The 24,701-nt window shown below is 42.2% G+C and carries 29 protein-coding genes; 17 read left to right on the top strand and 12 right to left on the bottom strand.

Annotated elements, in window-relative coordinates; translation table 11 throughout:
• The first annotated feature begins 20 nt into the window (after positions 1 to 20).
• The 6 genes from rlmH to ybeD all read left to right on the top strand — a co-directional run bounded on the left by rlmH (position 21) and on the right by ybeD (position 6,073).
• On the top strand, positions 21 to 488 hold the full coding sequence (gene rlmH / locus HMPREF9065_RS03435) for a 23S rRNA (pseudouridine(1915)-N(3))-methyltransferase RlmH (RefSeq protein WP_021616388.1): 468 nt from the start codon (positions 21 to 23) through the stop codon (positions 486 to 488).
• Positions 489 to 2,429 (top strand): penicillin-binding protein 2, encoded by a 1,941-nt coding sequence (mrdA, locus tag HMPREF9065_RS03430; protein ID WP_021616389.1) that lies wholly within the window; start codon positions 489 to 491, stop codon positions 2,427 to 2,429. It begins immediately after the preceding gene.
• Positions 2,416 to 3,537, top strand: a complete 1,122-nt coding sequence (gene rodA / locus HMPREF9065_RS03425) for a rod shape-determining protein RodA (protein ID WP_021616390.1) — start codon at positions 2,416 to 2,418, stop codon at positions 3,535 to 3,537. The genes mrdA and rodA overlap by 14 nt, the downstream gene beginning before the upstream one ends.
• 48 nt (positions 3,538 to 3,585) lie before the next feature.
• Positions 3,586 to 4,458, top strand: coding sequence for a septal ring lytic transglycosylase RlpA family protein (locus HMPREF9065_RS03420; RefSeq protein WP_021616391.1), 873 nt, complete (start codon positions 3,586 to 3,588; stop codon positions 4,456 to 4,458).
• 26 nt (positions 4,459 to 4,484) lie between these two features.
• Positions 4,485 to 5,672, top strand: coding sequence for a serine hydrolase (locus tag HMPREF9065_RS03415; protein ID WP_033002608.1), 1,188 nt, complete (start codon positions 4,485 to 4,487; stop codon positions 5,670 to 5,672).
• Between the two features lie 98 nt (positions 5,673 to 5,770).
• A complete protein-coding gene (gene ybeD, locus HMPREF9065_RS03410) occupies positions 5,771 to 6,073 on the top strand; it encodes a DUF493 family protein YbeD (RefSeq protein ID WP_021616393.1) in 303 nt (100 codons plus the stop codon).
• 89 nt (positions 6,074 to 6,162) lie between these two features.
• On the opposite strand, the gene rapZ is transcribed toward ybeD, so the two are convergent.
• Genes rapZ through lptC form a run of 5 tightly spaced genes read right to left on the bottom strand, consistent with a single transcriptional unit; the run spans position 6,163 to position 9,399 of the window.
• Complete coding sequence (gene rapZ / locus HMPREF9065_RS03405; RefSeq protein WP_033002610.1) at positions 6,163 to 7,017, bottom strand: RNase adapter RapZ; 855 nt, start codon at positions 7,015 to 7,017, stop codon at positions 6,163 to 6,165.
• 30 nt (positions 7,018 to 7,047) lie between these two features.
• A complete protein-coding gene (gene ptsN / locus HMPREF9065_RS03400) occupies positions 7,048 to 7,575 on the bottom strand; it encodes a PTS IIA-like nitrogen regulatory protein PtsN (RefSeq protein ID WP_021616395.1) in 528 nt (175 codons plus the stop codon).
• Between the two features lie 3 nt (positions 7,576 to 7,578).
• Positions 7,579 to 8,304 carry an LPS export ABC transporter ATP-binding protein gene (gene lptB / locus HMPREF9065_RS03395; protein ID WP_021616396.1) on the bottom strand — a complete coding sequence of 242 codons (726 nt, stop codon included), beginning with the start codon at positions 8,302 to 8,304 and terminating at the stop codon, positions 7,579 to 7,581.
• 8 nt (positions 8,305 to 8,312) lie between these two features.
• Positions 8,313 to 8,834: a lipopolysaccharide transport periplasmic protein LptA gene (gene lptA / locus HMPREF9065_RS03390; RefSeq protein WP_021616397.1), complete on the bottom strand. Its 522-nt coding sequence runs from the start codon at positions 8,832 to 8,834 to the stop codon at positions 8,313 to 8,315.
• On the bottom strand, positions 8,815 to 9,399 hold the full coding sequence (gene lptC, locus HMPREF9065_RS03385) for an LPS export ABC transporter periplasmic protein LptC (RefSeq protein WP_021616398.1): 585 nt from the start codon (positions 9,397 to 9,399) through the stop codon (positions 8,815 to 8,817). Before lptC ends, lptA begins: the two co-directional genes overlap by 20 nt.
• 245 nt (positions 9,400 to 9,644) lie before the next feature.
• Here lptC and mlaF point away from each other — a divergent pair, with 245 nt between their 5' ends.
• The 7 genes from mlaF to murA are packed head-to-tail and all read left to right on the top strand — an operon-like array spanning position 9,645 to position 14,341.
• Positions 9,645 to 10,442 (top strand): phospholipid ABC transporter ATP-binding protein MlaF, encoded by a 798-nt coding sequence (gene mlaF / locus HMPREF9065_RS03380; RefSeq protein WP_021616399.1) that lies wholly within the window; start codon positions 9,645 to 9,647, stop codon positions 10,440 to 10,442.
• Positions 10,436 to 11,221: a lipid asymmetry maintenance ABC transporter permease subunit MlaE gene (gene mlaE, locus HMPREF9065_RS03375; RefSeq protein ID WP_021616400.1), complete on the top strand. Its 786-nt coding sequence runs from the start codon at positions 10,436 to 10,438 to the stop codon at positions 11,219 to 11,221. The genes mlaF and mlaE overlap by 7 nt, the downstream gene beginning before the upstream one ends.
• A gap of 22 nt (positions 11,222 to 11,243) precedes the next feature.
• A complete protein-coding gene (gene mlaD / locus HMPREF9065_RS03370; RefSeq protein WP_021616401.1) occupies positions 11,244 to 11,756 on the top strand; it encodes an outer membrane lipid asymmetry maintenance protein MlaD in 513 nt (170 codons plus the stop codon).
• Positions 11,757 to 11,783: 27 nt separating this feature from the next.
• Positions 11,784 to 12,425: a phospholipid-binding protein MlaC gene (mlaC, locus tag HMPREF9065_RS03365; protein ID WP_021616402.1), complete on the top strand. Its 642-nt coding sequence runs from the start codon at positions 11,784 to 11,786 to the stop codon at positions 12,423 to 12,425.
• 3 nt (positions 12,426 to 12,428) lie between these two features.
• Positions 12,429 to 12,788 carry an STAS domain-containing protein gene (locus tag HMPREF9065_RS03360; RefSeq protein ID WP_021616403.1) on the top strand — a complete coding sequence of 120 codons (360 nt, stop codon included), beginning with the start codon at positions 12,429 to 12,431 and terminating at the stop codon, positions 12,786 to 12,788.
• The gene (locus HMPREF9065_RS03355) at positions 12,788 to 13,045 is read left to right on the top strand and encodes a BolA family protein (protein WP_021616404.1); all 258 of its coding nucleotides are present in this window, start codon (positions 12,788 to 12,790) and stop codon (positions 13,043 to 13,045) included. Before HMPREF9065_RS03360 ends, HMPREF9065_RS03355 begins: the two co-directional genes overlap by 1 nt.
• 18 nt (positions 13,046 to 13,063) lie before the next feature.
• Positions 13,064 to 14,341 (top strand): UDP-N-acetylglucosamine 1-carboxyvinyltransferase, encoded by a 1,278-nt coding sequence (gene murA / locus HMPREF9065_RS03350; RefSeq protein WP_021616405.1) that lies wholly within the window; start codon positions 13,064 to 13,066, stop codon positions 14,339 to 14,341.
• Between the two features lie 91 nt (positions 14,342 to 14,432).
• On the opposite strand, the gene era is transcribed toward murA, so the two are convergent.
• From era to HMPREF9065_RS09785, 5 genes are read right to left on the bottom strand one after another with little or no spacing between them, the layout of a single operon-like run.
• A complete protein-coding gene (gene era / locus HMPREF9065_RS03345; RefSeq protein ID WP_021616406.1) occupies positions 14,433 to 15,338 on the bottom strand; it encodes a GTPase Era in 906 nt (301 codons plus the stop codon).
• Positions 15,335 to 16,015 (bottom strand): ribonuclease III, encoded by a 681-nt coding sequence (gene rnc / locus HMPREF9065_RS03340; protein WP_021616407.1) that lies wholly within the window; start codon positions 16,013 to 16,015, stop codon positions 15,335 to 15,337. Before rnc ends, era begins: the two co-directional genes overlap by 4 nt.
• A gap of 1 nt (position 16,016) precedes the next feature.
• The gene (lepB, locus tag HMPREF9065_RS03335) at positions 16,017 to 17,039 is read right to left on the bottom strand and encodes a signal peptidase I (RefSeq protein ID WP_021616408.1); all 1,023 of its coding nucleotides are present in this window, start codon (positions 17,037 to 17,039) and stop codon (positions 16,017 to 16,019) included.
• A gap of 11 nt (positions 17,040 to 17,050) precedes the next feature.
• On the bottom strand, positions 17,051 to 18,847 hold the full coding sequence (gene lepA / locus HMPREF9065_RS03330) for a translation elongation factor 4 (RefSeq protein ID WP_021616409.1): 1,797 nt from the start codon (positions 18,845 to 18,847) through the stop codon (positions 17,051 to 17,053).
• 20 nt (positions 18,848 to 18,867) lie between these two features.
• On the bottom strand, positions 18,868 to 19,098 hold the full coding sequence (locus HMPREF9065_RS09785; RefSeq protein WP_021616410.1) for a hypothetical protein: 231 nt from the start codon (positions 19,096 to 19,098) through the stop codon (positions 18,868 to 18,870).
• 244 nt (positions 19,099 to 19,342) lie between these two features.
• On the opposite strand from HMPREF9065_RS09785, the gene HMPREF9065_RS10110 reads away from it, so the two are divergent.
• Positions 19,343 to 19,531, top strand: coding sequence for a zinc-binding dehydrogenase (locus tag HMPREF9065_RS10110; RefSeq protein WP_255345154.1), 189 nt, complete (start codon positions 19,343 to 19,345; stop codon positions 19,529 to 19,531).
• An 11-nt stretch (positions 19,532 to 19,542) separates the two neighbouring features.
• Complete coding sequence (locus HMPREF9065_RS03325; protein WP_021616411.1) at positions 19,543 to 20,583, top strand: LLM class flavin-dependent oxidoreductase; 1,041 nt, start codon at positions 19,543 to 19,545, stop codon at positions 20,581 to 20,583.
• A 31-nt stretch (positions 20,584 to 20,614) separates the two neighbouring features.
• On the opposite strand, the gene HMPREF9065_RS03320 is transcribed toward HMPREF9065_RS03325, so the two are convergent.
• Positions 20,615 to 21,517: a LysR family transcriptional regulator gene (locus HMPREF9065_RS03320; RefSeq protein WP_051264485.1), complete on the bottom strand. Its 903-nt coding sequence runs from the start codon at positions 21,515 to 21,517 to the stop codon at positions 20,615 to 20,617.
• Positions 21,518 to 21,643: 126 nt separating this feature from the next.
• Here HMPREF9065_RS03320 and hchA point away from each other — a divergent pair, with 126 nt between their 5' ends.
• Entirely contained in the window at positions 21,644 to 22,507 is an 864-nt protein-coding gene (gene hchA, locus HMPREF9065_RS03315) for a glyoxalase III HchA (protein WP_021616413.1), read from the top strand.
• Positions 22,508 to 23,345: 838 nt separating this feature from the next.
• Here the strand turns inward: hchA and grcA are convergent.
• A complete protein-coding gene (grcA, locus tag HMPREF9065_RS03310; RefSeq protein ID WP_021616414.1) occupies positions 23,346 to 23,729 on the bottom strand; it encodes an autonomous glycyl radical cofactor GrcA in 384 nt (127 codons plus the stop codon).
• A gap of 285 nt (positions 23,730 to 24,014) precedes the next feature.
• Between grcA and ung the strand changes: the two genes are divergently transcribed.
• The gene (ung, locus tag HMPREF9065_RS03305) at positions 24,015 to 24,683 is read left to right on the top strand and encodes a uracil-DNA glycosylase (RefSeq protein ID WP_033002613.1); all 669 of its coding nucleotides are present in this window, start codon (positions 24,015 to 24,017) and stop codon (positions 24,681 to 24,683) included.
• Positions 24,684 to 24,701 lie beyond the last annotated feature (18 nt).

A 24,701-nucleotide genomic window follows, 5' to 3' on the forward strand; every position in this document is an offset into this window, starting at 1 on the left:
TTGTTTTTTGAGGAGCTAAGGTGAAAATTCAGTTAATTGCCGTTGGAACCAAAATGCCTTCGTGGGTAACCACAGGCTTTGAGGAATACCAACGTCGTTTTCCGAAAGAGATGCCTTTTGAGCTGATTGAAATTCCTGCCGGTAAGCGGGGCAAAAACGCGGACATTAAACGGATTTTGGAACAGGAAGGCAAAGCCATGTTGGCTGCGGCAGGAAAGGGCAAAATTGTGACGCTGGATATTCCCGGCAAACCTTGGACCACCGAGCAACTTGCCCAACAATTAGAAAGTTGGAAAAATGATGGCCGCGATCTGTGTTTATTAATTGGCGGGCCGGAAGGACTTTCACCTGAATGTAAGGCGGCGGCTGAACAAAGTTGGTCATTATCGCCTTTAACCTTGCCACATCCGTTAGTGCGCGTGGTTGTCGCAGAGAGCTTATACCGTGCGTGGTCGTTAACCACCAATCATCCTTATCATCGAGAATAAATGAACTTAAAAAAATTATTGTCGCAACCACAATACGATCCGATTCGTGATAAAAAGGCCGAGCGCAATTTATTTGCTCGTCGCGCCTTGGTGTCATTTATCGGGGTGTTGGCGTTATCAGTAATTTTAATCTTAAATCTTTACGATTTGCAGGTGGTGAATTACGACAGCTATCAAACTCGTTCTAATGGCAATCGAATTAAATTGTTGCCGTTACCGCCGACACGTGGGTTGATTTATGATCGTAATGGGCAAATTTTAGCTGAAAATTTAACCTTTTTCGGATTGTATATTGTGCCGGAAAAAGTTGAAAATTTAGACCGCACTTTCGAGGAATTAAGAGCGTTGGTCGGCTTAACCGATACCGATATTGAGAATTTTAAAAAAGAACGTCAACGTTCTTCACGCTATACCCCGATTTTATTAAAGCCTAATTTGACGGAAGAGCAAATCGCGCGTTTTTCAGTAAACCAATACAATTTTCCAAGTTTGGATGTGAAACCTTATTTCAAACGGCACTATTTATACGGCGAGCCGTTAACGCACATTTTAGGGTATGTCTCTAAAATTAACGATCGTGATGTCGAACGATTAAAAAAAGAAGAAAAATTTGCCAACTATTCAGGCACGCATGATTTAGGTAAGTTAGGTATTGAGCGTTATTATGAAGATGCGTTGCATGGCACCACCGGTTTTGAAGAAGTGGAAGTGAATAGTCGTGGCAAAGTGATTCGTAAATTACGCGAACAACCGGCTGTCGCCGGCAAGAGCATTCATCTGACGATTGATTTAAATTTGCAGCTTTATATTACCGATCTCTTGGCGGGGCAAAAAGGGGCGGTTGTGGTGATGGATCCGAAGGATAACAGTGTGTTAGCGATGGTTTCAGTGCCAAGTTATGATAATAATTTGTTTGTAGATGGTATTTCCGGTGAAGATTATCGTCGTTTATTAAATGATCCGAATCGCCCCTTGTATAGTCGTGTGACCCAAGGCGCGTATCCGCCGGCATCTACGGTGAAACCGTTTATTGCGGTATCGGCGTTACAGGAGAATGTGATTACGCCGGAAATGACCATTTCTGACCCTGGTTACTGGGTGTTGCCGAATACCACAAAACGCTTCCGTGATTGGCGTCGTGGCGGGCATGGTATGACGGATTTGAATAAGGCAATTACCGAATCGTCGGATACCTATTTTTATCAAACCGCCTATAATTTAGGCATTGATCGTTTATCCGGTTGGATGAAACGGTTTGGCTTTGGTGTGCCAACCGGTATTGATATTCAAGAGGAAACCAGTGCTAATATGCCCACTCGGGAATGGAAACAGAAACGTTACAAAAAACCTTGGGTGCAAGGTGATACGATTTCTGTGGGAATCGGGCAAGGGTATTGGACGGCTACGCCACTTCAATTAGCGAAAGCCACCAGTATATTAGCGAATAACGGTAAAGTCATGACACCTCATTTAATGAAACGTATTGAGGGGACAACGATTGAACCTTATCAAGATCCAAAATTATACGCTGATATTACCGAGCCTAAGCAATATTATTGGGATGTTGCAAAACGCGGCATGTATAACGTGGTGAACTCCGCTGCCGGAACGGGGCGCAAAGCGTTTGCCGGTGCGCCTTATCGGGTGGCAGGCAAATCCGGCACAGCACAAGTATTTAGTTTAAAAGAAAATCAAAGTTATAATGCCGGTGCGCTAAAAAAAGAATTACATGACCATGCGTGGTTTACTGCCTTTGCGCCCTATGACAAACCCAAAGTGGTGGTGTCCATTATTTTAGAAAATGCAGGAGGCGGTTCAAGTAATGCCGCACCGCTGGTGAGAAAAATTATGGATTATTATTTTAGACAGACAAGTGAACCGCTCATGGGCGAACCCACTGACTTTATGCCGGCAGGAGTATCAACAAATGAAAATGAATGAGCGTCAGGTTTGGCAGGAATTATGGCGTCGCCTGCACATTGATTTGTGGTTATTTATTGGTCTGGTCGTGATTACCGGTTACGGCATGCTGGTGTTATATAGCGCGTCCGGCGCGAATGAGGCGATGTTTCAGAGCCGTATTATTCAGGTTGTTTTAGGGTTTACGGTCATGCTCGTAATGGCACAGCTTTCGCCTAATTTTTATAAGCGCATTGCGCCTTATTTATTTGGGCTTGGAATTGCGATGCTCATTCTAGTGGATTTAATTGGGGCAACGAGTAAGGGCGCACAACGGTGGTTAGATTTAGGGATCGTGCGTTTTCAGCCGTCGGAGATTGTGAAGTTAGCGGTGCCATTAATGGTGGCAGTATATTTAGGGAATCGCCCACAACCAATTAAACTGAAAGAAACCTTTATTGCCTTAATCATTATTATTGTGCCGACCCTGCTGGTGGCAGTTCAGCCGGATTTAGGGACTTCCGTGTTGGTTAGCGGCTCAGGGTTATTTGTGATATTTTTGGCGGGGATGAGTTGGTGGCTGATTTTAGCCGCAATCATCGGGCTTGCCGGCTTTATTCCTATTATGTGGTTTTACTTAATGCACGATTATCAACGTGCTCGCGTATTAACCCTTTTTGATCCGGAAAAAGATTTATTGGGAGCGGGATACCACATCTGGCAGTCCAAAATTGCCATCGGTTCAGGTGGCTTATGGGGTAAAGGCTGGATGCAAGGCACGCAATCCCAATTAGAATTTTTACCGGAACCGCATACGGATTTCATTTTTGCTGTATTAAGTGAAGAATATGGCATGGTGGGCTTTTTAATTTTACTAGCGATTTACTTATTTATTATTGCGCGCGGTCTCATGATTGGCGTGAGTGCACAAAGTGCATTCGGACGCATTTTAGTTGGCGCATTAACGTTAATTTTCTTTGTTTACGTTTTTGTGAATATTGGTATGGTCAGTGGCATTTTACCGGTGGTAGGCGTGCCCTTGCCGTTGGTGAGTTATGGCGGCACCTCTTATGTGGCGATTATGGCAGGTTTCGGACTCATTATGTCGATTCATACTCACAAAGAACACTTTCTGAAGGGAACTCATTAAGTTTTCAGTTTTCTTAGTTAGATAACTCGACAGAAGGGGATAACTTCTATGAATATAAAACAAACTGTAACATACGTGCTTTTTTTGTTTCTGTTTTTGACCGCACTTTCTGTGCAAGCGGAAACTAAAAAATTATATGGGATACAAGGGCCGAGTTTAATCTATCGTCAGTTATCTAACTCGCCTAAAACCTATGAAGTCAATGGTGAAGTCTATGTAACGCATCCACCTGAATCTGCCAAGGAATATACGAAAAAAGGTATTGCAAGTTATTATCATCATAAATTTAATGGACGCCCGACTTCAACGGGGGAGCCTTATGATTCCACCCTATACACGGCAGCCCATAAGACACTTCCGCTCAATTCCTATGCGGTAGTGACTAATATGTATAACAAGCGGAAAGTCATTGTACGGATTAATGACAGAGGGCCGTTTGCTAAAGATCGCATTATTGATTTATCCCATGCGGCGGCAAAGGAAATTGGGATTGTGAATTATGGAATGGGGTTAGTTCAGATTGAAGCCCTTCACGTGCATACCAATGGCGATATTTCCGGACCGGGGAGTGCCACATTGGCAAAATCAGCAAAAAATGTGGAGGGCTTAAAACGGTTAAAACCCAATGCTAAAAATAATGCTTCCACCGATGAAAATCGTATTGCCAAAAAGGATAAGGCAGGGAATAAAAAAGAAAGTTATAAAATCAAGATGGTGAATATTCCCAACAAAAAAGAGGCTGAAAAAATCATTAAGCAATTATCATCAAAAAATATTAAAGCGGAAATGATTGCGCAGGGTAAAAAATACAATGTTCACTTTGGCCCTTTTAAATCAAAAAACGAAATAGAAAAACTCAAAACACAATTGAGACAATGGAAACATTCCGAGCCTTTAATTGTGTATGCTTACAATAAATAATGACCTAATCTAGGATGTTTAATATTATGTTTCATCATATCGCGACAAAAACAAAAATCGCACTTCTTACCGGAATGCTCAGTGCCTCCTTTATCGCAAATGCAAATGACGTAGCCTACGATGTAACTACGCCACAAATTAACGCACAAACCTATATTTTAATGGACTACAATTCCGGTGCGGTGTTAGCGGCATTGAATCCGGATCAAAGACAATATCCCGCCTCATTAACCAAAATGATGACTAGCTATGTCGTGGGGCAGGCATTAAAACAGGGAAAAATCCATAGCACGGATATGGTAACCATTGGGGAAAGCGCATGGGGGAAAAATTTCCCGGGCTCCTCAAAAATGTTCTTAAATTTAAATCAACAGGTTTCCGTAGCAGATCTGAATCGTGGGATTATTATCGTGTCAGGAAATGATGCTTGTGTTGCTATGGCAGAGCATATTTCCGGTAATACCGCCAACTTTATTGAGAGCATGAACAAATATGTGCGTCAGTTTGGGCTAAAAAATACGAATTTTACGACAGTGCATGGCTTAGATGAAGAAGGGCAGTATTCTTCAGCACGTGATATGGCGATTATCGGGTCACATATTATTCATGATTTGCCGGAAGAATATAAAATTTATGCGGAAAAAGAATTTACCTTTAACAAAATTAAGCAACCAAATCGCAACGGTTTATTATGGGATAAAACCATTAATGTAGATGGGATGAAAACTGGTCATACAGATAAAGCCGGTTATAATCTGGTGGCTTCAGCGACGAACCCGAATAATATGCGCTTAATTTCTGTCGTGATGGGTGTGCCGACTTACAAAGGGCGAGAAGTGGAAAGCAAAAAATTATTACAATGGGGTTTTGCGAACTTTGAGACCTTTAAAACATTAGAAGCAGGCAAACCGATTTCCGAACAGCGTGTCTATTATGGCGATGAAAATAACGTGCAATTAGGTGTGCTGCAAGATGGATTTATTACCATCCCGAAAGGTAAAAATACCGAGTTGAAAGCTCGTTATGAGTTGGATAAAAAATATCTCGAAGCGCCACTTGCTAAAGGTCAAGTCGTTGGGAAAGTCGTTTACCAACTGGATGGAAAAGATGTTGCCAGTTTAAACTTGCAGGTGATGCAAGAAGTCAAAGAAGCGGGGATATTAGGCCGTGTTTGGGATTGGCTGGTCTTGACGATTAAAAGTTTATTTAGTTAGACTTAAAATCTTGGCAGAAACGACCGCACTTTTTGATTTTTTGATGTAATCAGCGGCGACGAAGTGCGGTGAATTTTTTATTTATTTTAGGAAAAACAATGACTCACGATAAAACCGTTAATTTGACGGATCTTGCACATAATAAGAAACTCAAAGATTTACTTGAATTCCCTTGTGATTTTACATTTAAAGTTGTTGGTGCGGCACGCGCAGATTTGATTGATGATGTTGTGCAAACTGTACATAAAACCATTAAAGGGGATTATACGCCAACCATGAAAGAAAGTGGCAAAGGTACGTATCATTCTGTTTCAATTAAGGTGCGTGCAGACAATATTGAACAGATTGAAACGCTTTACAAAACATTGGCAGAAATTAAAGGCGTTCGCATGGTGTTATAGCAAAATAGGCGGAATAAAATTCATTATTCCGCCTATTTTTATTTTTGTATTTTTAAATAACCACGCATTCTTTAGATATGGGAAGGGCATTATTTTTTATGTTTTTCTAAAGAGCGGTGTAAAATTTTGACGTTTTTGCCTTTGTCTTGGAAATACCTTCCCAACTGTTCGGCAATATAAACGGAGCGATGTTTTCCGCCGGTGCATCCGATAGCAATGGTTAAATAACTGCGATTATTTTGTTCCAGCAAGGGTAACCAAGTTTCGATATAAGTGCGGGTTAGATAAATAAATTGGTGTACATCATTGTGTTTATTTAAAAATTCCGCCACCGGCTCATCTAATCCTGTCAGCGGTCGCAAGGCGTGGTTCCAGTGCGGATTAGGCAGAAAGCGCACATCAAATACATAATCCGCATCAAGTGGAATGCCGTATTTAAATCCGAAAGACTCCACCACGATTTTTAATTCTTTATCAGAATGCCCACGTAAAAATTCACGTAAGCGTTCCGCAAGCTCATGGGTGGATAACGCGCCCGTATCAATAATCAAGTTGGCTTGTTGAATTAAAGGGTCAAGCTGTTTCGCTTCTTCTTCAATGGCGGCTTCCAGAGAAAGATCATGGGTAGAAAGCGGATGTAAACGACGAGAATCGCTGTAGCGGCGGACTAAAGTGCTGTTATCAGCATCTAAGAAAATAATTTTAACATTGTGCTGTTGTTGAAGATCATTAATGGTCTTTTCCAACACTTGTGGGGACGCCGGTAAATTGCGAATATCTAAACTAATCGCAGCGGCCGTTTGGCTAACTGACAGAATTTCAATTAATTTCGGCAGTAAATCCAATGGCAAATTATCCACGCAATAATAGCCCATATCTTCTAACGCTCTTAATGCGACGGATTTACCGCCACCCGACCGTCCGCTAATGATGATAATTTCCATGATGTTCCCCTTGATTCGTTCAAATGGCACTTACTCTTCCGCGTTATCCGGCATTGAGATTGGCGTATCTTCCTCATCGGATTCTGACGGCTCATTTTCACATTGATCATAATGCAGAAAAATTTTCCAAATTTCATCCGCACTTTTTGCCGAACGTAGTTGTTTGCACAGTGATTTATCCATTAAATAGTCAGCCAATTTCGGCAGACACAGGGCATAATCGCTACACATATTTTCCGGAATTAATACCGCAAAAATTAAATCCACATCCCGTTTGTCGGCAGCATCATACTCAATGGGGGTTTCTAATTGAATAAACACACCAATGGGTTTTGTACCTTGCGGAAGACGGCCTTTCGGCATCGCAACGCCACCGCCTAAACCGGAATTGCCTAATTTTTCACGATTAAATAAACAATCAAAACAATATTGTTCCCCATTTTCCATGGGTAATTGTTCTTCCACAATGCGCGCGATAGATTCAAACACCCGTTTTTTGCTGGAAGAAATCATTCCCTGACGAAGGGTTTGAGGCGTTAATAATTCGGTAAATTTCATAAGCTATAGTTGGAAATCTGCACCTAAATACACGTCTTTTACCAATTTGTTATTCATAATTTCAGTAGGTGTGCCGGTGGCAATCATTTTACCGGAACTCACAATATAGGCGCGCTCACACACATCGAGCGTCTCCCGCACATTGTGATCGGTGATCAGCACACCTAAGCCACGATCACGTAAGTCTTTGATAATTTTCTTAATATCAATCACCGAAATGGGATCAACGCCGGCAAAAGGTTCATCTAATAAAATGAACTTCGGATTTGCTGCCAAGGCACGCGCAATTTCCACGCGACGACGTTCGCCGCCGGAGAGTGATTGCCCTAGATTGTCTCGAATATGACCAATGTTGAATTCATCAATCAACTCATCAGCACGTTCGCGACGTTGAAGTGCGGTCAGATCTTTGCGTATTTCTAATACGGCCATTAAATTTTCATACACACTCAAGCGGCGAAAAATAGAGGCTTCCTGGGGTAAATAACCTACGCCTTTTTGCGCGCGATTGTGCATTGGCAACAAACTGATGTCTTCTTCATCAATTCGAATTTTGCCTTGATCATGATTCACCAAGCCAACCACCATGTAGAACGTGGTGGTTTTTCCGGCGCCATTTGGCCCGAGTAAACCGACAATTTCACCGGAGTTGACGGTTAAACTTACATCAGAAACCACTTGGCGTTTTTTGTAGCTTTTCGCTAAATTTTCAGCAGACAGAATCGCCATGTTTCACCTTATTTCTTGCCTTTAGCATTATTTAATTGGTTTGGAATTAAGACAGTTTTTACACGAGAGCCGGAAGAACCGTTCGCTTTCAACTGTTGTTTTTTCACATCATAAGTAATGACATTGCCACTAATTTTACTATCTAATTGCTTTAATTCGGCGTTGCCGGTTAAGGTTAAAAATTCTGTACTCAAATCATAAAACACTTTATTGGCTTTACCGTCCACTGGTTTGCCATCATCCATCATTTGATGAAACGTAACAGGATTGCCAAAAGCTTCAACGGTATCTTTCTTATTGGCGTTTTCTTCCGGACGGGTAATGATCACTTTATCCGCTTTGACAAGAATAGAACCCTGTGTAATCACCACGTTATCACTGAGGGTAACCACACGGTTATTCATATCCAACGATTGGTTATCGGATACGATGTTAATCGGTTGATTGGTATCGTCTTTTAACGCGAATGCGGAAAAAGCGATTAAAGTTAATGTGGAAGCAAGGAAAAGTTTATTGCTTATTAATTTCATAATGTGTTTTTACCTGTTCTTTTAAATTAGCCACTTGTTGTTGCAAATTGCCCGTTAATTTCAAGCCGGTCGAACTAAAATTTTGTCCGTTGAGCGTCACCATTTGGTCTGAACGAATATCCTGCGTTGTTAAATTTACCACCGCACTTTCGGTTTCAATTCGCTGTAAACGGGAGAGAGGCGAGAGGCTTTGTGCCACCACATTGCCCTCTAAATACAACATATTATCTTTGGTTAATCTCGCTTTATCGGCACGGAGTTCCCAGCTTTCTTTTTCTGCGGTATTGGCATTGGGGACATTCAGCTCGAGTAAGGTCACTTTAGGTTGTTGAAAGTCGGTATGCCCATCAGCCGTGTAGTATTCCACTTGCAAAGAGGTGGCGAGGTATTGCTTTTTACCGCTAGGCGAATAAACGACAGTATCCATCTTTTGTCCGATATATTCCGGCCGATCTTCTGATTTAATGAGTTCAGTTAAATGGTTATCGTCTTGATGTAAACGATAAAACCAAGCTAATAACCCCAGCGCAATGACCGATAAAATAATATTCCAGCGAATATTCATAAGCCTATGTTAAGTCAGTCTAGTTAATAAGAAGGCGCAATCATAGCACAGTTTTGCGAAAAGCATGTAAAAGTGCGGTCTGATTTTATGATGTTTTTATATAGGATACCAAGGTATCGGCAAGGAAAATCGATGGGTAAATTCAGATAATTCTATTTGACATTCAGTGGAATTTCATAGAGTATCGCAGCTTATTTTAGTTAGTGGCGATTTTATAGCCTCTTATTATTTGCAACGAATGTGTTATGAACGAATCTTTAATTGAAGTTAAACATCTGACATTTAAGCGTGGCGATCGAATTATTTATAAGGATCTTAATCTGAGGGTTCCCAAGGGCAAAATTACTGCCATTATGGGGCCTTCCGGCATTGGTAAAACCACGTTATTAAAACTCATTGGTGGGCAGTTGTTGCCGACCGAGGGGGAAATTTTGTTTGATGGGCAAGATATTTGCAAACTGTCAAATCGTGAACTTTATGAAGTGCGCAAACGCATGGGAATGCTATTTCAATCGGGCGCATTGTTTACCGATATTTCTACTTTCGATAATGTGGCATTTGCGATTCGTGAGCATACGAATTTGCCACCGTCATTAATTCGTCAGATCGTGTTAATGAAATTGGAAGCGGTTGGCTTACGTGGTGCAGCTGATTTAATGCCCTCCGAACTTTCCGGAGGGATGGCTCGGCGTGCCGCCCTTGCCCGCGCGATAGCATTAGATCCGGATTTAATAATGTTCGATGAACCGTTCACCGGGCAGGATCCGATTAGTATGGGGGTGATTCTCAGCCTCATTAAACGGTTAAACGAAGCCTTAAATCTCACATCGATTGTGGTGTCGCACGATGTGCAAGAAGTGTTAAGCATTGCGGATTATGCTTATATTATCGCGGATAAACACGTTATCGCGGAAGGCACTTCCGAGCAGCTGCTGGCAAGCCAAGATCCTCAGGTGACTCAGTTCCTACAAGGTCAAGCAGACGGTCCAGTGCATTTTCATTACCCTGCACCGAATTATATTGAGGAGTTGTTTGAATGTTAGTGAATTTCATTTCAGCCCTCGGGCGCAATGTGATTAATTTTGTACGGGCGCTAGGTCGTGCTGGCTTTTTATTGTTCGGCGCATTAGTTGGGAAACCGCAAGTGACGAAGCATTTCCCACTTCTTATTAAGCAACTGCATGTTCTTGGCGTGCAATCTTTATTAATCATCATGCTTTCCGGTTTATTTATTGGCATGGTGCTTGGGTTACAAGGCTATGTGGTTTTAGTGGATTTCTCCGCAGAAACCAGCCTCGGGCAATTAGTCGCCTTATCCTTGTTGCGAGAATTAGGCCCGGTGGTAACCGCACTTTTATTTGCTGGTCGAGCCGGTTCTGCCCTAACGGCAGAAATTGGTTTAATGAAAGCCACCGAACAATTATCCAGCTTGGAAATGATGGCGGTCGATCCGTTGCGTCGGGTGATTGCACCGCGTTTTTGGGCAGGAATTATTGCCATGCCGCTTCTTTCCATGATTTTTATCGCCATTGGAATTTGGGGCGGTTCTTTAGTCGGGGTTGACTGGAAAGGCGTGGATGCCGGGAGTTTTTGGTCTGTTATGCAAAACGCAGTCACATGGGAACATGACATTCTAAACGGCACAATCAAAAGCGTCTTTTTTGCCATTGCTGTTGTATGGATTGCGTTATTTAACGGCTATGACTGTATGCCAACGTCCGAAGGTATTAGCAAAGCCACCACGAGAACGGTAGTTCATGCGTCATTAGTGGTATTGGGTTTAGACTTTGTGCTGACAGCGATGATGTTCGGTGCAAATTAATCTCTGTTTGTAAGGAAAGAGTATGCGACAAACAATTAAATATGAATTTTGGGTGGGTTTATTTTTGCTTTTAGGCATTGCCTCGCTTGTTTTTTTAGGCCTAAAAGTTGCCAACGTACAAGGCTTTAGTGAAACAAAATCTTACCAAGTCTATGCAACTTTCGATAATATCGGCGGACTAAAAGTGCGTGCGCCACTTAAAGTAGGCGGTGTCGTGGTTGGGCGCGTATCCAATATTGAATTGGATCCGAAAACGTATTTGCCGAAAGTAACGATTGCGATTAATCAAGAATACAACAAGATTCCTGAAACCAGTTCGTTATCCATTAAAACCTCAGGATTATTGGGCGAACAGTACATTGCATTAAATGTCGGTTTTGACGACGGTGAAATTGCGATGCTGAAAGACGGCGACAAAATTGTTGATACCAAATCTGCCATGGTGCTGGAAGATCTTATCGGCCAGTTCTTATACGGTAATAAAGAAGATAAGAAAACGGAAGGCGAAGCAAATGACGCCGCCGAAAGTCACTAATTTACACAACCTACAGGAGAAGGATGTATGTTAAAACTGAATGTAAAACGCTGGTTAGCAAAAACGTTGATTATTTTCACCGCACTTTTTGCCGTGCAACAAGTGATGGCAGAAGATACGCCCTATGATTTAACGCAAAAAGTGTCGGCAAAACTGTTTAGCGATATTAAAGCGAACCAAAGTAAAATTAAACAAGATCCGAATTACCTCAGAACAATTGTACGCCAAGATTTAATGCCGTATGTTCATGTAAAGTATGCTGGCTCTAAAATTTTAGGACAAAACTATAAAACCGTAACCCAAGAAGAGCGGGATCGTTACTTTGCTGTTTTAGATAAATACATCGAGCAGGTTTATGCACAAGTGTTAACCATGTATAGCGATCAAAGTATTCAAATCGGCAAAATGAAGGAAGAATCTGCAAGCCTTGCGACCGTGAACGTTAAAGTGGCGCAACCGAATAATCAACCGCCTTTAAACGTGGATTTCTATTGGTATAAAAATAGCAAAACCGGTCAATGGCAGGTGTATGACATGACAGCCGGTGGTGCAAGCATGGTGAATACCAAACAGCAAGAATGGAGCCCAATCATTCGTAAACAAGGGCTGGATGCATTGACTGCACAGCTACAAAAATCAGCGGATACACCAATTACGTTGAGCAAATAATCCATGCAAGAGACACAAAGTTTACATTGGGAATCACAGGTAAATGATGGTAAAATGACGCTCCAATTATCAGGAGAGTTATCTCGTAACACGTTGTTGCCACTTTGGCAGCAACGTGCTTCTTTTTTATTGGAAGGGCAGTTAGACGGGCAAATGATTGTTTGGGATTTAAGCCAAATTACCCGTATTGACTCCGCCGGTTTTGCATTACTCTGTGACTTTTTACAACATAACCAAACCTTGTTAACAAAAGCGCAGAGACAAATTCTGCAAAATCCACCATCACAATTACTAACATTAGCTGATCTTTTCGGATTATCCGATTGGATTGCACAATTTATCCCGCAAAATGGAAATCGTTAATGGAAACGCAAGAAATTGAACGAATTTTAAAAGAAGCACTTCAGCTTGATGAAGTTTATGTCCAAGGTGAAAATGCCCATTATGGCGTGATCGCAGTCAGCGATCAGTTTGCCGGGTTATCTAAAGTTAAACAGCAGCAAATGATTTATGCGCCATTGTTGGGGCATATTTCCAGCAATGAAATCCACGCACTTTCCATTCGCACTTATACCGTTGAAAAATGGAAACGCGAACGTTTACTTAATCCACCGGCTTAATTCCTACAGGGTATTCTCATGCAAAAATTTCGTGTTTATGGTCAATCTTGTTTAAAAGGCACCGTAGAAATTTCCGGTGCGAAGAATGCGGCATTACCGATTCTTTTCGCTGCAATTTTAGCAACAGAGCCTGTCACATTAACCAACGTGCCTGATCTTAAAGATATTGAAACAACACTAAAAATCTTACGCCAACTCGGTGTTGTAGTAACGCGCAATGAGCAAGGTGTTGTGAGCTTAGATGCGTCTAAAATCGATCACTTTGTCGCGCCTTATGAATTAGTTAAAACCATGCGTGCCTCCATTTGGGCGCTTGCTCCTTTAGTCGCCCGTTTTAACCAAGGACAGGTCTCTCTGCCGGGCGGATGTTCTATCGGTGCCCGTCCTGTGGATTTACACATTAGCGGTTTAGAACGCCTTGGTGCTCAAATTGTTCTTGAAGACGGTTATGTAAAAGCGCATGTCAATGGACGTTTAAGTGGTACGCGTATTGTGATGGAAAAAGTGAGTGTTGGCGCCACTCTTTCCATTATGATTGCTGCAACCCTAGCCAAAGGCACAACGGTAATTGAAAATGCCGCACGTGAACCGGAAATTGCCGATACGGCAGAATTCTTAAATAAAATGGGTGCGAAAATTAGCGGTGCCGGTTCTGATGCCATTACCATTGAGGGCGTGGAACGTTTAACTGGTTGTCAACATAGTATCGTTCCCGATCGTATTGAAACCGGGACATTCCTTGTGGCAGCCGCTATTTCCGGTGGACGCATTGTCTGTAAAAATACCAAGGCGGACACCTTAGATGCCGTGATTGATAAATTACGTGAAGCCGGTGCACAAGTGGATGTAACGGAAGAGACGATTACACTCGATATGTTGGGTAATCGCCCGAAAGCTGTGAATATTCGCACCGCACCTTACCCGGGATTCCCAACGGATATGCAAGCGCAATTTACCTTGTTAAACATGGTAGCAAATGGAACCAGTATCATTACGGAAACCATTTTTGAAAATCGTTTTATGCATATTCCTGAATTGATTCGGATGGGCGGCAAAGCTGAAATTGAAGGTAACACGGCAATCTGCCACGGCGTTGATCATTTATCCGGCGCAGAAGTCATGGCAACGGATTTACGTGCTTCTATCAGTTTGGTTCTTGCCGGCTGTATTGCAACCGGTGAAACCATTGTTGATCGTATCTATCATATCGATCGTGGTTATGAACGCATTGAAGAAAAACTTCGGAGTATTGGCGCTCGCATTGAGCGTTTCTCTGAAGAAAACGAAGAAGTGTAATGATTAAATAAAAATCCCTTAAGGCGACAGTCTTAGGGGATTTTTGATGGTGTGAAGTGAGTTAAATCAAGTGATGGCGTTTAGCTGAAGATTAGTCTTCCATATACCCTAGACTTCGCAAAGCGCGTTCATCGTCCGCCCAGCCGGATTTCACTTTCACCCAAAGTTCTAAATGGACTTTATTATCAAATAAACGCGCCATATCTAAACGGGCTTCCATTCCGATTTTTTTCAATTTTTCACCTTTATGGCCAATGACGATTTTTTTCTGTCCGTCACGCTCAACCAAAATTAAGGCATTGATTTCATAAGTTCCGCGTTCGTTTACCTTAAATTGCTCGATTTCTACGGTGACAGAGTAGGGTAGTTCTTCCCCCATAAAGCGCATTAATTTTTCGCGAATAATTTCCGATGCCATAAAACGTTGAGAACGATCGGTGACATAATCTTCCGGGAAATGGTGCACACCTGGGCGCAAAGATTGACGCACGATATTCTCAATCACCTCTAAATTATTCCCTTTTTCAGCAGAAATCGGCACGATATCGGTAAAGGTAAATTTACGGCTGATTTCCGTAATAAATGGCAATAAATCGTCTTTATGCTTAATGTTATCGATTTTATTAATGGCAAGGACAACCGGCACATTGGTTTTGCGCAGTTTGTTCAGTACCATTTCATCGTCATCATTCCAGTGTGTGCCATCTACCACAAAAATGACTAAATCCACATCAGTAATCGCACTGCTGGCAGCACGGTTCATTAAACGGTTGATAGCGCGTTTTTCCTCAATGTGCAGCCCCGGCGTATCCACGTAAATTTCCTGATACAGACCTTCAGTTTTAATGCCCACAATGCGATGACGAGTGGTTTGCGCTTTGCGCGAAGTGATCGAAATTTTTTGTCCGAGAATTTTGTTCAGTAAGGTAGATTTCCCTACGTTCGGACGACCTACAATGGCAATAAAGCCACAATACGTTTCAAGTTGTTCTGTCATTTGATATTTAGCTCTTGAAGAATTTGTTCTGCTGCCGCTTGTTCTGCTTTACGGCGACTGGAACCTTTGCCGATAAAAGTGCGGTCATCATTTTTAATGGAACATTCCACAATAAATAATTGGTTATGAGCTTGCCCTTGAATATTCACAATATTGTATGTCGGCACAGGGAGTTTTTTGCCTTGCAAATATTCTTGTAAACGGGTTTTCGCATCCTTTTGGTTATCGCCCGGTTGAATCTCTTTTAATAAAGGTTGATACCAACGGATTACGATTTCAGTGGCGTGAGTGAGGCTGCTATCTAACGAAATCGCACCAATAATGGCTTCTACGCAATCAGCTAAAATAGATTCACGACGAAATCCGCCACTTTTTAATTCCCCTTGTCCCAGTGAAAGATAGTCTCCCAAATGGAAATCGCGCGCTAAAATCGCTAAGGTTGGCTCACGTACCAATGTTGCCCGCATTCGACTGAGTTCCCCTTCGTTGCACTTGGGAAATTGATGAAATAAGGCATCGGCAATGGTTAAGTTTAAAATGGCATCGCCTAAAAATTCTAAGCGCTCGTTATGTTTATGCCCTGCACTTCTATGGGTGAGGGCTTGTTTAAGAAGATCGGTATCTTGAAATTGGTAATCAATTTTTTGTTGTAAACGATCTAAATTATGGTCTCTCATATTATTGAATTTTTTGGAATAAGCGTTCAGTACGAATGCCAGTTGGCCATTCATCCTGTTCTTTCTTTAAACTCAGCCAAATATAGGTGGCTTTCCCGACGATATTCTGTGACGGTACAAAGCCCCAAAAACGGCTATCTTCACTGTTGTTACGGTTATCGCCCATGACAAAATACTGCCCTTCTGGCACAACCCATTCTGTTACATAATTTTCTTGTTTGCTAAAGGCTTTATAACGATATCCTTCGTTAATCGGCTGTGGATACCAATGAATAGCGTGTGTCACATCACCGGTTTCAATAGTTTCTAATGGTGCAGGGCCGTATTGCACTTTACCGCTGTGATCCCGTCCTAAAATAAAACGGAAATTTTCATTCGGTTGAGGCAGCGTGTAGCTAAATTCTTTGGTCTCACAATCGGTCAAACATTCTTTGCCGTCTTTGGCGTAAACCAAGGTTAAATGACGATTCGCTTCGTTATAAATTATGCGATCGCCGGGGGTGCCGACAACACGTTTAATGTAGTCGGTACTAGGGGATTCCGGTGCTTTGAACACAATGACATCACCACGTTGTGGTTCGCCTCGTTTTATCAACGTATTTTGGAAAACCGGATCTTTAATGCCGTAATCAAATTTATTGACTAAGATGAAATCGCCAATACGCAATGTGGGTTCCATGGAAGAAGAGGGGATTTGAAATGGCTCGAAAATAAATGAGCGCACAATCAATACAAAAGCTAATACCGGAAATAAAGACGCGACAAATTCAGAACTTTCTGAAATCGGTTCAATTTGAGTTTTTTCCTCGTCGTTTAATGGTTTGCCACTGCGTTGCTCCAAGCGTGCAATTTGTCTGGCACGTTTCGGTAACACGCCAAAGCGCAAATAACACCAAACGGCACCGGAAAGTGCGGTAAAAATAATGAGTAAAATGGAAAAGGTATTGGGTAACTGAAAATGATCCAATACTTTCCACAAACCATATCCGACAGCGATTAAAATAATCGTAAATACGTTCGACATGAATACTTTCCTTATTTGTCTTTTCCTACGTGTAAGATGGCTAAGAATGCTTCTTGCGGCACTTCAACATTGCCGAGTTGTTTCATTCGTTTCTTACCTTCTTTTTGTTTTTGTAGTAATTTTTTCTTACGGCTGACATCACCACCATAACATTTTGCCAACACGTTTTTGCGTAATTGTTTCACGGTAGAGCGGGCAATAATGTGGTTGCCGATTGCCGCTTGAATCGCGATATCAAATTGTTGGCGTGGAATGAGTTCACGCATTTTTTCTACCAATTCACGACCGCGATACGGTGCATTGTCTTTATGTACAATTAACGCTAACGCATCTACACGATCACCGTTGATCATAATATCCACGCGCACCATATCTGCCGTTTGGAAGCGTTTGAAGCCGTAATCTAAAGAGGCATAACCGCGCGAGGTGGATTTCAGGCGATCAAAGAAATCCAGCACCACTTCGCCCATTGGAATTTCATAAGTCAGCGCCACTTGATTGCCGTGATAAACCATATGGGTTTGCACGCCACGTTTTTCAACACAAAGGGTAATCACATTGCCGAGATATTCTTGTGGCAATAGCATATTACATTCCGCAATGGGTTCACGAATTTCAGCAATATTGTTTAACGGCGGCAGTTTTGACGGACTGTCCACATAGACTATCTCACCATTGGTTAATTCCACTTCATAGACCACGGTTGGTGCCGTCGTGATTAAATCTAAATCGTACTCACGCTCCAAACGTTCTTGAATAATCTCCATGTGCAACAGCCCAAGGAAACCACAGCGGAAACCAAAGCCAAGTGCGGTGGAATTTTCCGGTTCATAGAACAAGGAGGCGTCATTTAAACTTAATTTACCAAGCGCATCACGGAATGCTTCATAATCATCAGAGCTGACCGGGAATAAGCCGGCGTAAACCTGTGGTTTAACTTTCTTAAAGCCCGGTAAAACGGAACTTGCCGGATTATTGTGTAGCGTTAAGGTATCTCCCACCGGTGCGCCTAAAATATCTTTAATGGCACAAACGACCCAACCAACTTCGCCGCAATTTAATACAGTGGTATCCACTTGTTTCGGCGTAAAAATCCCCAAACGATCGACGTTATATGATTGGGCGGTGGACATCACTTTGATTTTGTCGCCTTTGCGTAAGGTGCCGTTTTTAATGCGAACCAAAGACACCACGCCCAAATAATTATCAAACCACGAGTCAATAATTAATGCCTGTAATGGCGCATTTGGGTCACCTTCCGGTGCCGGAATTTTGGCAACAATTTCTTCTAATACGTCTTCAATGCCCACGCCGGTTTTAGCCGAACAACGCACGGCTTCCATGGCATCAATTCCCACAATATCTTCAATTTCTTCCGCAACACGTTCAGGATCGGCCGCCGGTAAGTCAATTTTGTTTAAAATCGGCACCACTTCCAAGTTCATTTCGATAGCGGTGTAACAGTTTGCCAACGTTTGTGCTTCTACACCTTGTCCGGCATCGACTACCAATAATGCGCCTTCACAAGCCGCAAGAGAGCGAGATACCTCATAAGAAAAGTCAACGTGTCCCGGCGTGTCGATAAAATTCAGTTGATAGGTTTCGCCGTCTTTGGCTTTGTAGTTCAGCGTTACGCTTTGTGCTTTGATAGTAATCCCGCGTTCGCGCTCTAGATCCATAGAATCCAACACTTGCTCCGCCATTTCACGATCAGACAAACCGCCACAAGTTTGGATTAAACGATCCGATAAGGTAGATTTACCGTGGTCAATATGGGCAATAATAGAAAAGTTGCGAATATTCTTCATAAATCAGTCAGTTTTCTCATTCAAAAGTCATTAAATTTAACTGGCGGATTGTACCCGAAAAGCGTGGAAATCGCTAGAAAAGAAAAGGGAAGTGCGGTCAGTAATTCAAACAACATTTGATCGTTATGAGGCATTGGCGGCAAGATGATATACACCACACCATACATCGCTTTCTCGCTCAATTTTGGGGAAGCAAATAAACGCTCGCTTTCCGCCGGAAATTGCGTGATTTTCGGCAAAAATTTTGCCAAATTCGGGGGGATATTCCGTGAGCTGCGTTAAAACCGTCTTTCGTCCAGCAATTCCTCCAACTCGGTGATCGTGCGAGTTACCACTTGAAAAGACGTCGCCAAACGCTGCACAGTCTCACGAAAATTGAAGGTTTCGCAGGCGACGCAAAAAGAGCGCAGAGCATCCGGTTCATTTATATTATTCCTTTTTTCAGAATAGTTTATTCGCATTTTATGTATTTTAACTCATGATAGTCAGCGTATAATACAAGTAAATCATCAAAGAGCGGTTAGAATTAACGAGCTCTGGGAAAAACTCGGCAACGGTGAAATCGGTAAACCGATTATTCATCAAGTATTTGATTTTAAAGACGTAGCAAAAGCCCATATAGAAATGGACAAAGGCACGCATATTGGGAAAGTGATGTTGGATTTCACTTTGCTCAATCAATAAGGAGAAACACCATGAAACTTTCTATTCTCAATCTTGCCCCCGTTCGTGAAGGGCAAACTTATGCGCAAGCGGTCGATTCGATGGTGAATCTTGCAAAACACGCGGAGCGCATTGGCATTGAACGCTATTGGATTGCTGAGCATCATAATATGAAAAATTTGGTGAGTTCAGCGACCGCACTTTTAATTCAGCATACGCTAGCCAATACGAAGACCTTGCGCGTGGGCTCAGGTGGCGTGATGTTACCGAATCATTCGCCTTATGTGGTGGCTGAGCAATATGGCACACTGGAGACGCTTTATCCAAACCGTGTTGAACTCGGTTTAGGCCGTGCACCAGGAACGGATATGCAAACGGCTGCAGCACTTCGTCGTGGACGAAACAGTCTGGATTTCCCTGCGGAAATCGCGGAACTTCGGGGTTACTTTAAAGATAGCAATCCTGTTTCAGCTTACCCTTCCGCAGGCTTGGATATACCGTTTTATATTTTAGGATCCAGTACCGAAAGTGCCTATCTTGCGGCAGAGCTTGGTTTGCCTTATGCCTTTGCTTCACACTTTGCACCACGCATGATGGAAATGGCGGTGGAGATTTATCGCAAAAACTTCAAACCCTCTACCTATCTTACTGAGCCTTATGTCATCTTAGGTGTGAACGCGATTGTTGCCGAAACCGATAATGAAGCGAGACAACTGGCGACAACACAAACACTATTTTTCTTAAATGTGGTCACTAACGCGCAACAAAATTTACAACCGCCTTTGGCATCAGAGGAAGATGTTTGGAAAGCTCAAATGCACGCTCAAAAGAAACCGCACTTTGGTCCAGTCGATTTCGAGGAAATCCCGATTTACAACCAAGAACGTGCCGTAGTAGAACAAATGACCGCGTGTTCGCTTATCGGTAGTCCTGAAAGCGTAGAATTTCAACTCAAGCAATTACGCGAACGGGTACATTTTGATGAAATTATGGCAGTGAGCTATATTTTTGATGAACAAAAGCAAGCCCAATCTTACACGATGTTGAAAGCGATTGTGGATAAGCAATCGTGAAACAAAAATGGCGAGATTATCTCGCCATTTTTTATGTCTGAACTATTTTTGCTAACAAAATCTCTTTCAGCCTGTTATACACCCACATCACCCGCTCTGCGACGATCGTTTGATATGGTCGGTATAAATAAAGCTGCCATTTTTGCTTTTCAATTTCGGGGAAGAGTTCCACCAATCGATCATTTTCTAAATAGGGATCACAAACGCTGTTTATAAGATAAGAACAAGTGCGCCCAGCGAGAGCTGATTGCAATTCGCTTTGCACGTCAGAGGCGAAGAATATCGCTCTGTTGGGCATAAAACGTTGTTCAGCGTTGATTTGCCATTGCCAAATACGTTTCAGTTTGGGGTCAATCAAACCACTCAGTGGATAATTTTGGGCTAAATCTTGCAAATCTTTAGGGAAATCCAATCGCTTGAGTAAGGCGGGCGAGGCGACAATTTTTTCCGAAAAAGTGCAGATATGCTGCGCCACCCAATCCAACTCAGGTTCTTGGCAAATTCGCAAGCCAATGTCGATTTGGTCATCTACGCTTTTGAGCTTATCAATGCCCACCCGCCAATCAATCGCAATGTCGGGGTAGGGCTCAAGTGCGGTCAATAATTCAAACAGAATTTCATCGTTGTAAGGCATCGGCGGCAGGGTAATCCGAACTACACCTTGCATTGCTTTTTCTTTTACATTGTGTTTAGCAAATAGCTGTTCGCCTTCCGCCAAATATTGCGTCGCTTTCGGCAAAAATTGTTCGCCAAATTCAGTGAGCTTGATGTTTCGCGTGTTACGTTTAAACAGGCTTTCGCCTAATAACGTTTCGAGATCGGCAATCATTCTCGTGACTACTTGGGGCGAAACGGCAAGGCGTTGAGCAGTTTCACGGAAATTAAGAGTTTCCGCAGCAGAGCAAAAATAACGAAGAGCTTCTAATTTATTCACCATTATTCCTTTTTTCAGAATAGTTTATTCTTATTCTATTAATTTTTAAACTGAAAGACTAGGATATAATGCCCCCATTACAACAAACAATCTTTTTTAAACATTCTTTTAACATTAGGAGAAAAAATGGCAGATTTAAAAAGCCCAGTAGCAGACCGTGCAGAACATAACGCATTTTTCCCATCAGAATACTCATTAAGCCAATATGTGGCGAAAAAAACGGATTTCGACGGTTTTAAATTCGACAAACCTTACACAGGTGGCAAACACAAAATTTTAATGGTGGCTTCTGACGAACGCTATTTAGAAATGAAAAACGGCAAATTATTTTCAACGGGTAACCACCCTGTGGAAACGATGTTGCCAATGTTGCATATTCACCACGCTGGTTTTGAAATTGAAGTGGCAACCCTTTCAGGTAACTCGGTAAAATTTGAAATGTGGGCGATGCCAACCGAAGATGAAGCGGTGATGGGCTTATACGAAACCTACTTGCCGAAATTCAAAAATCCACACAAATTAGCGGATATTTTGGCGGAAGTCACAGCGGAAGATTCTCCATATTTAGGTGTGTTGATCCCGGGTGGTCACGCAGCATTACACGGTCTTCCATTCAGCACCGATATGAAGGCGGTGTTAAATTGGGCGTTTGCAAATGATAAATATATCATCAGCTTATGTCACGGACCTGCAGCATTTTTAGCAGCAAGCATAGGCGAAAAACCGGAAGATTTCCCATTCAACGGCTATGAAATCTGCGTATTCCCAGATGCGTTAGACGAAGGTGCGAACGTGGATATTGGCTACATTCCGGGCAAATTACAATGGTTATTAGCGGAACGCTTAGAATCTTTAGGCGTGAAAGTATTGAACGAAGGCATTACAGGTCAAGTGAACAAAGACCGCAACGTGCTCACCGGCGACAGCCCACTTGCGTCTAACAATTTAGGCATTTTAGCTGCCGAGGAGTTGTTAAAAGCCGTCGCTTAATCGCCCTTCTCCTTCTTGAAATAACATAAAGTGCGGTCGAAAAACACCATGAATTTCGACCGCACTTTTTACGTTTGTGCAAGCTTATCTGCCACTTACATTAAAAACCAAGCTGCCTTTGTAGTCCAAATAGGTCGGACGGATTTCGATACTTTGCTTATCCTGCAACATCTCATCGGTGTGCCGTATAAGTCTCATCGTTGGCGTAGATTTCAAAGAACACCCAACGATTCGATTGTTCTTTCACCGTAGCGACATACATCGCCGGCACACCCGGCTCCACTTTCAGGGATTACGTCATTTCCGGCAACACCATGGCTTTAAATTTCTCATTTTCCGACGGCTTCACGTTCACAATGACCAAATTGGGGCGGGTTTCATTCGTTTGTTGCACTTGGATTGTAAATTCAAGGGTTAAAAAGAGCGGTGGAAAAAAACAACATTTTTTACTTTAACACGTTCACACCTGTTTTGCGTCTTTGGTTTGTGTGGGGGCGGCATAACTATGGCATACTAGCCAACAAGTGAGCCAGTAACTAATAGATCATCTTCAGGAATAGAAAATGCATCATGGTTTAACTCTATTGATTTTTTCTTAAACATAAGGTTTCATATTCATAATTATTTTACAAACTGCAAGTTCCCCAAAAGTGAGCAACTATGCCTAACCATGGGTAATTTATTACCCACGGATTAAACGTAAGTTTCGTTTCCGACTGCACCCTATACTTTCCGTTTATTTTTACTGCCCAAGTGGTCATATTGAATGATCGGAAAACATGGGGGAAAAAAGCAAAACCCCCGAATTTATCGGGGGTTCTTTTTATTCAACATGAAATTACAAACTTTCAGTGAAAGTACGGGTAATAACATCGCGTTGTTGTTCAGGGGTTAACGAGTTGAAACGCACGGCATAACCGGAAACACGGATAGTTAATTGCGGATATTTTTCAGGGTGTTTTACCGCATCTTCTAATGTTTCACGGCGTAATACGTTCACGTTTAAGTGTTGACCGCCTTCTACTTTCACAGTTGGTGCAACATTTACCGGTAATTCACGGTATTCGATTTGACCTAATTCGCTTACGGCAACGATTTGATCTTCCGCGTAATCACCTTTTGCACATAAACAACGGGCTTCACCTTTTTCGCTATCTAACAACCAGAAAGAGTTTAAAAGATTGTCGTTAGCAGCGTGGGTAATTTGGATACCTTTAATCATAAAATGCCTCCTAAGTTTGGCTTTTCTGTATATTAATTGAACTGAGCGGATTCTATCAAAACTTTTGAAGTTTTCAAATAAATTTGATGTAGAACCAAAGTCTTTTTTTAATTATTTTGAGGTATTTGATTTTAATCAAGAATATTGCGTCATTTTTCTCTAACATTTCACAGAATTGAGATATTTTTCTTACATCTTAGAAACTAAGAAAGGCAACTTATGGCTATGAATTTTGCCTTAGGTTCTTTATAATTTCCGTCATTCAAAATTGATTGGGACGCCATGATGAAAACTTGGACAGATGTGATTGGACAAGAAAAACAACAGCCTTATTTCCAGCACGTTTTGCAGCGAGTTCACGCAGAACGGGAGGCCGGTAAAATCATTTATCCGCCGGCGCATGATGTGTTTAACGCGTTCAAGTTAACCGAATTTGATCAAGTCAAAGTGGTGATTTTAGGGCAAGATCCTTACCACGGGCCAAATCAGGCGCATGGCTTGTCTTTCTCCGTTAAACCCGGTATCAAACCGCCACCGTCCTTGTTAAATATGTATAAAGAATTGTCCGATGACATTGAAGGCTTTCAGGTGCCGAATCACGGTTATTTAGTGGAATGGGCACAGCAAGGCGTGTTATTGCTTAACTCGGTTTTAACCGTAGAGCAGGGTTTAGCCCATTCCCACGCCAATTGGGGGTGGGAAATTTTCACCGATAAAGTGATTGAAGCCTTGAATCAACATCGCGAAAATCTGGTCTTTCTATTATGGGGTAGCCCGGCACAGAAAAAAGGGCAATTCATTGATCGCCACAAGCACTGTGTTTTAACCAGCGTGCATCCGTCGCCGCTATCTGCCCATCGTGGCTTTTTCGGCTGCCGCCATTTTTCGAAAACCAACGCCTATTTACAACAACAGGGTATTGCCCCGATTAATTGGCAATTAAGCGCGCTTTAGCGTTGTTATCAGAACCAT

The sequence above is a fragment of the Aggregatibacter sp. oral taxon 458 str. W10330 genome (genome assembly GCF_000466335.1).
Taxonomy (GTDB): domain Bacteria; phylum Pseudomonadota; class Gammaproteobacteria; order Enterobacterales; family Pasteurellaceae; genus Aggregatibacter.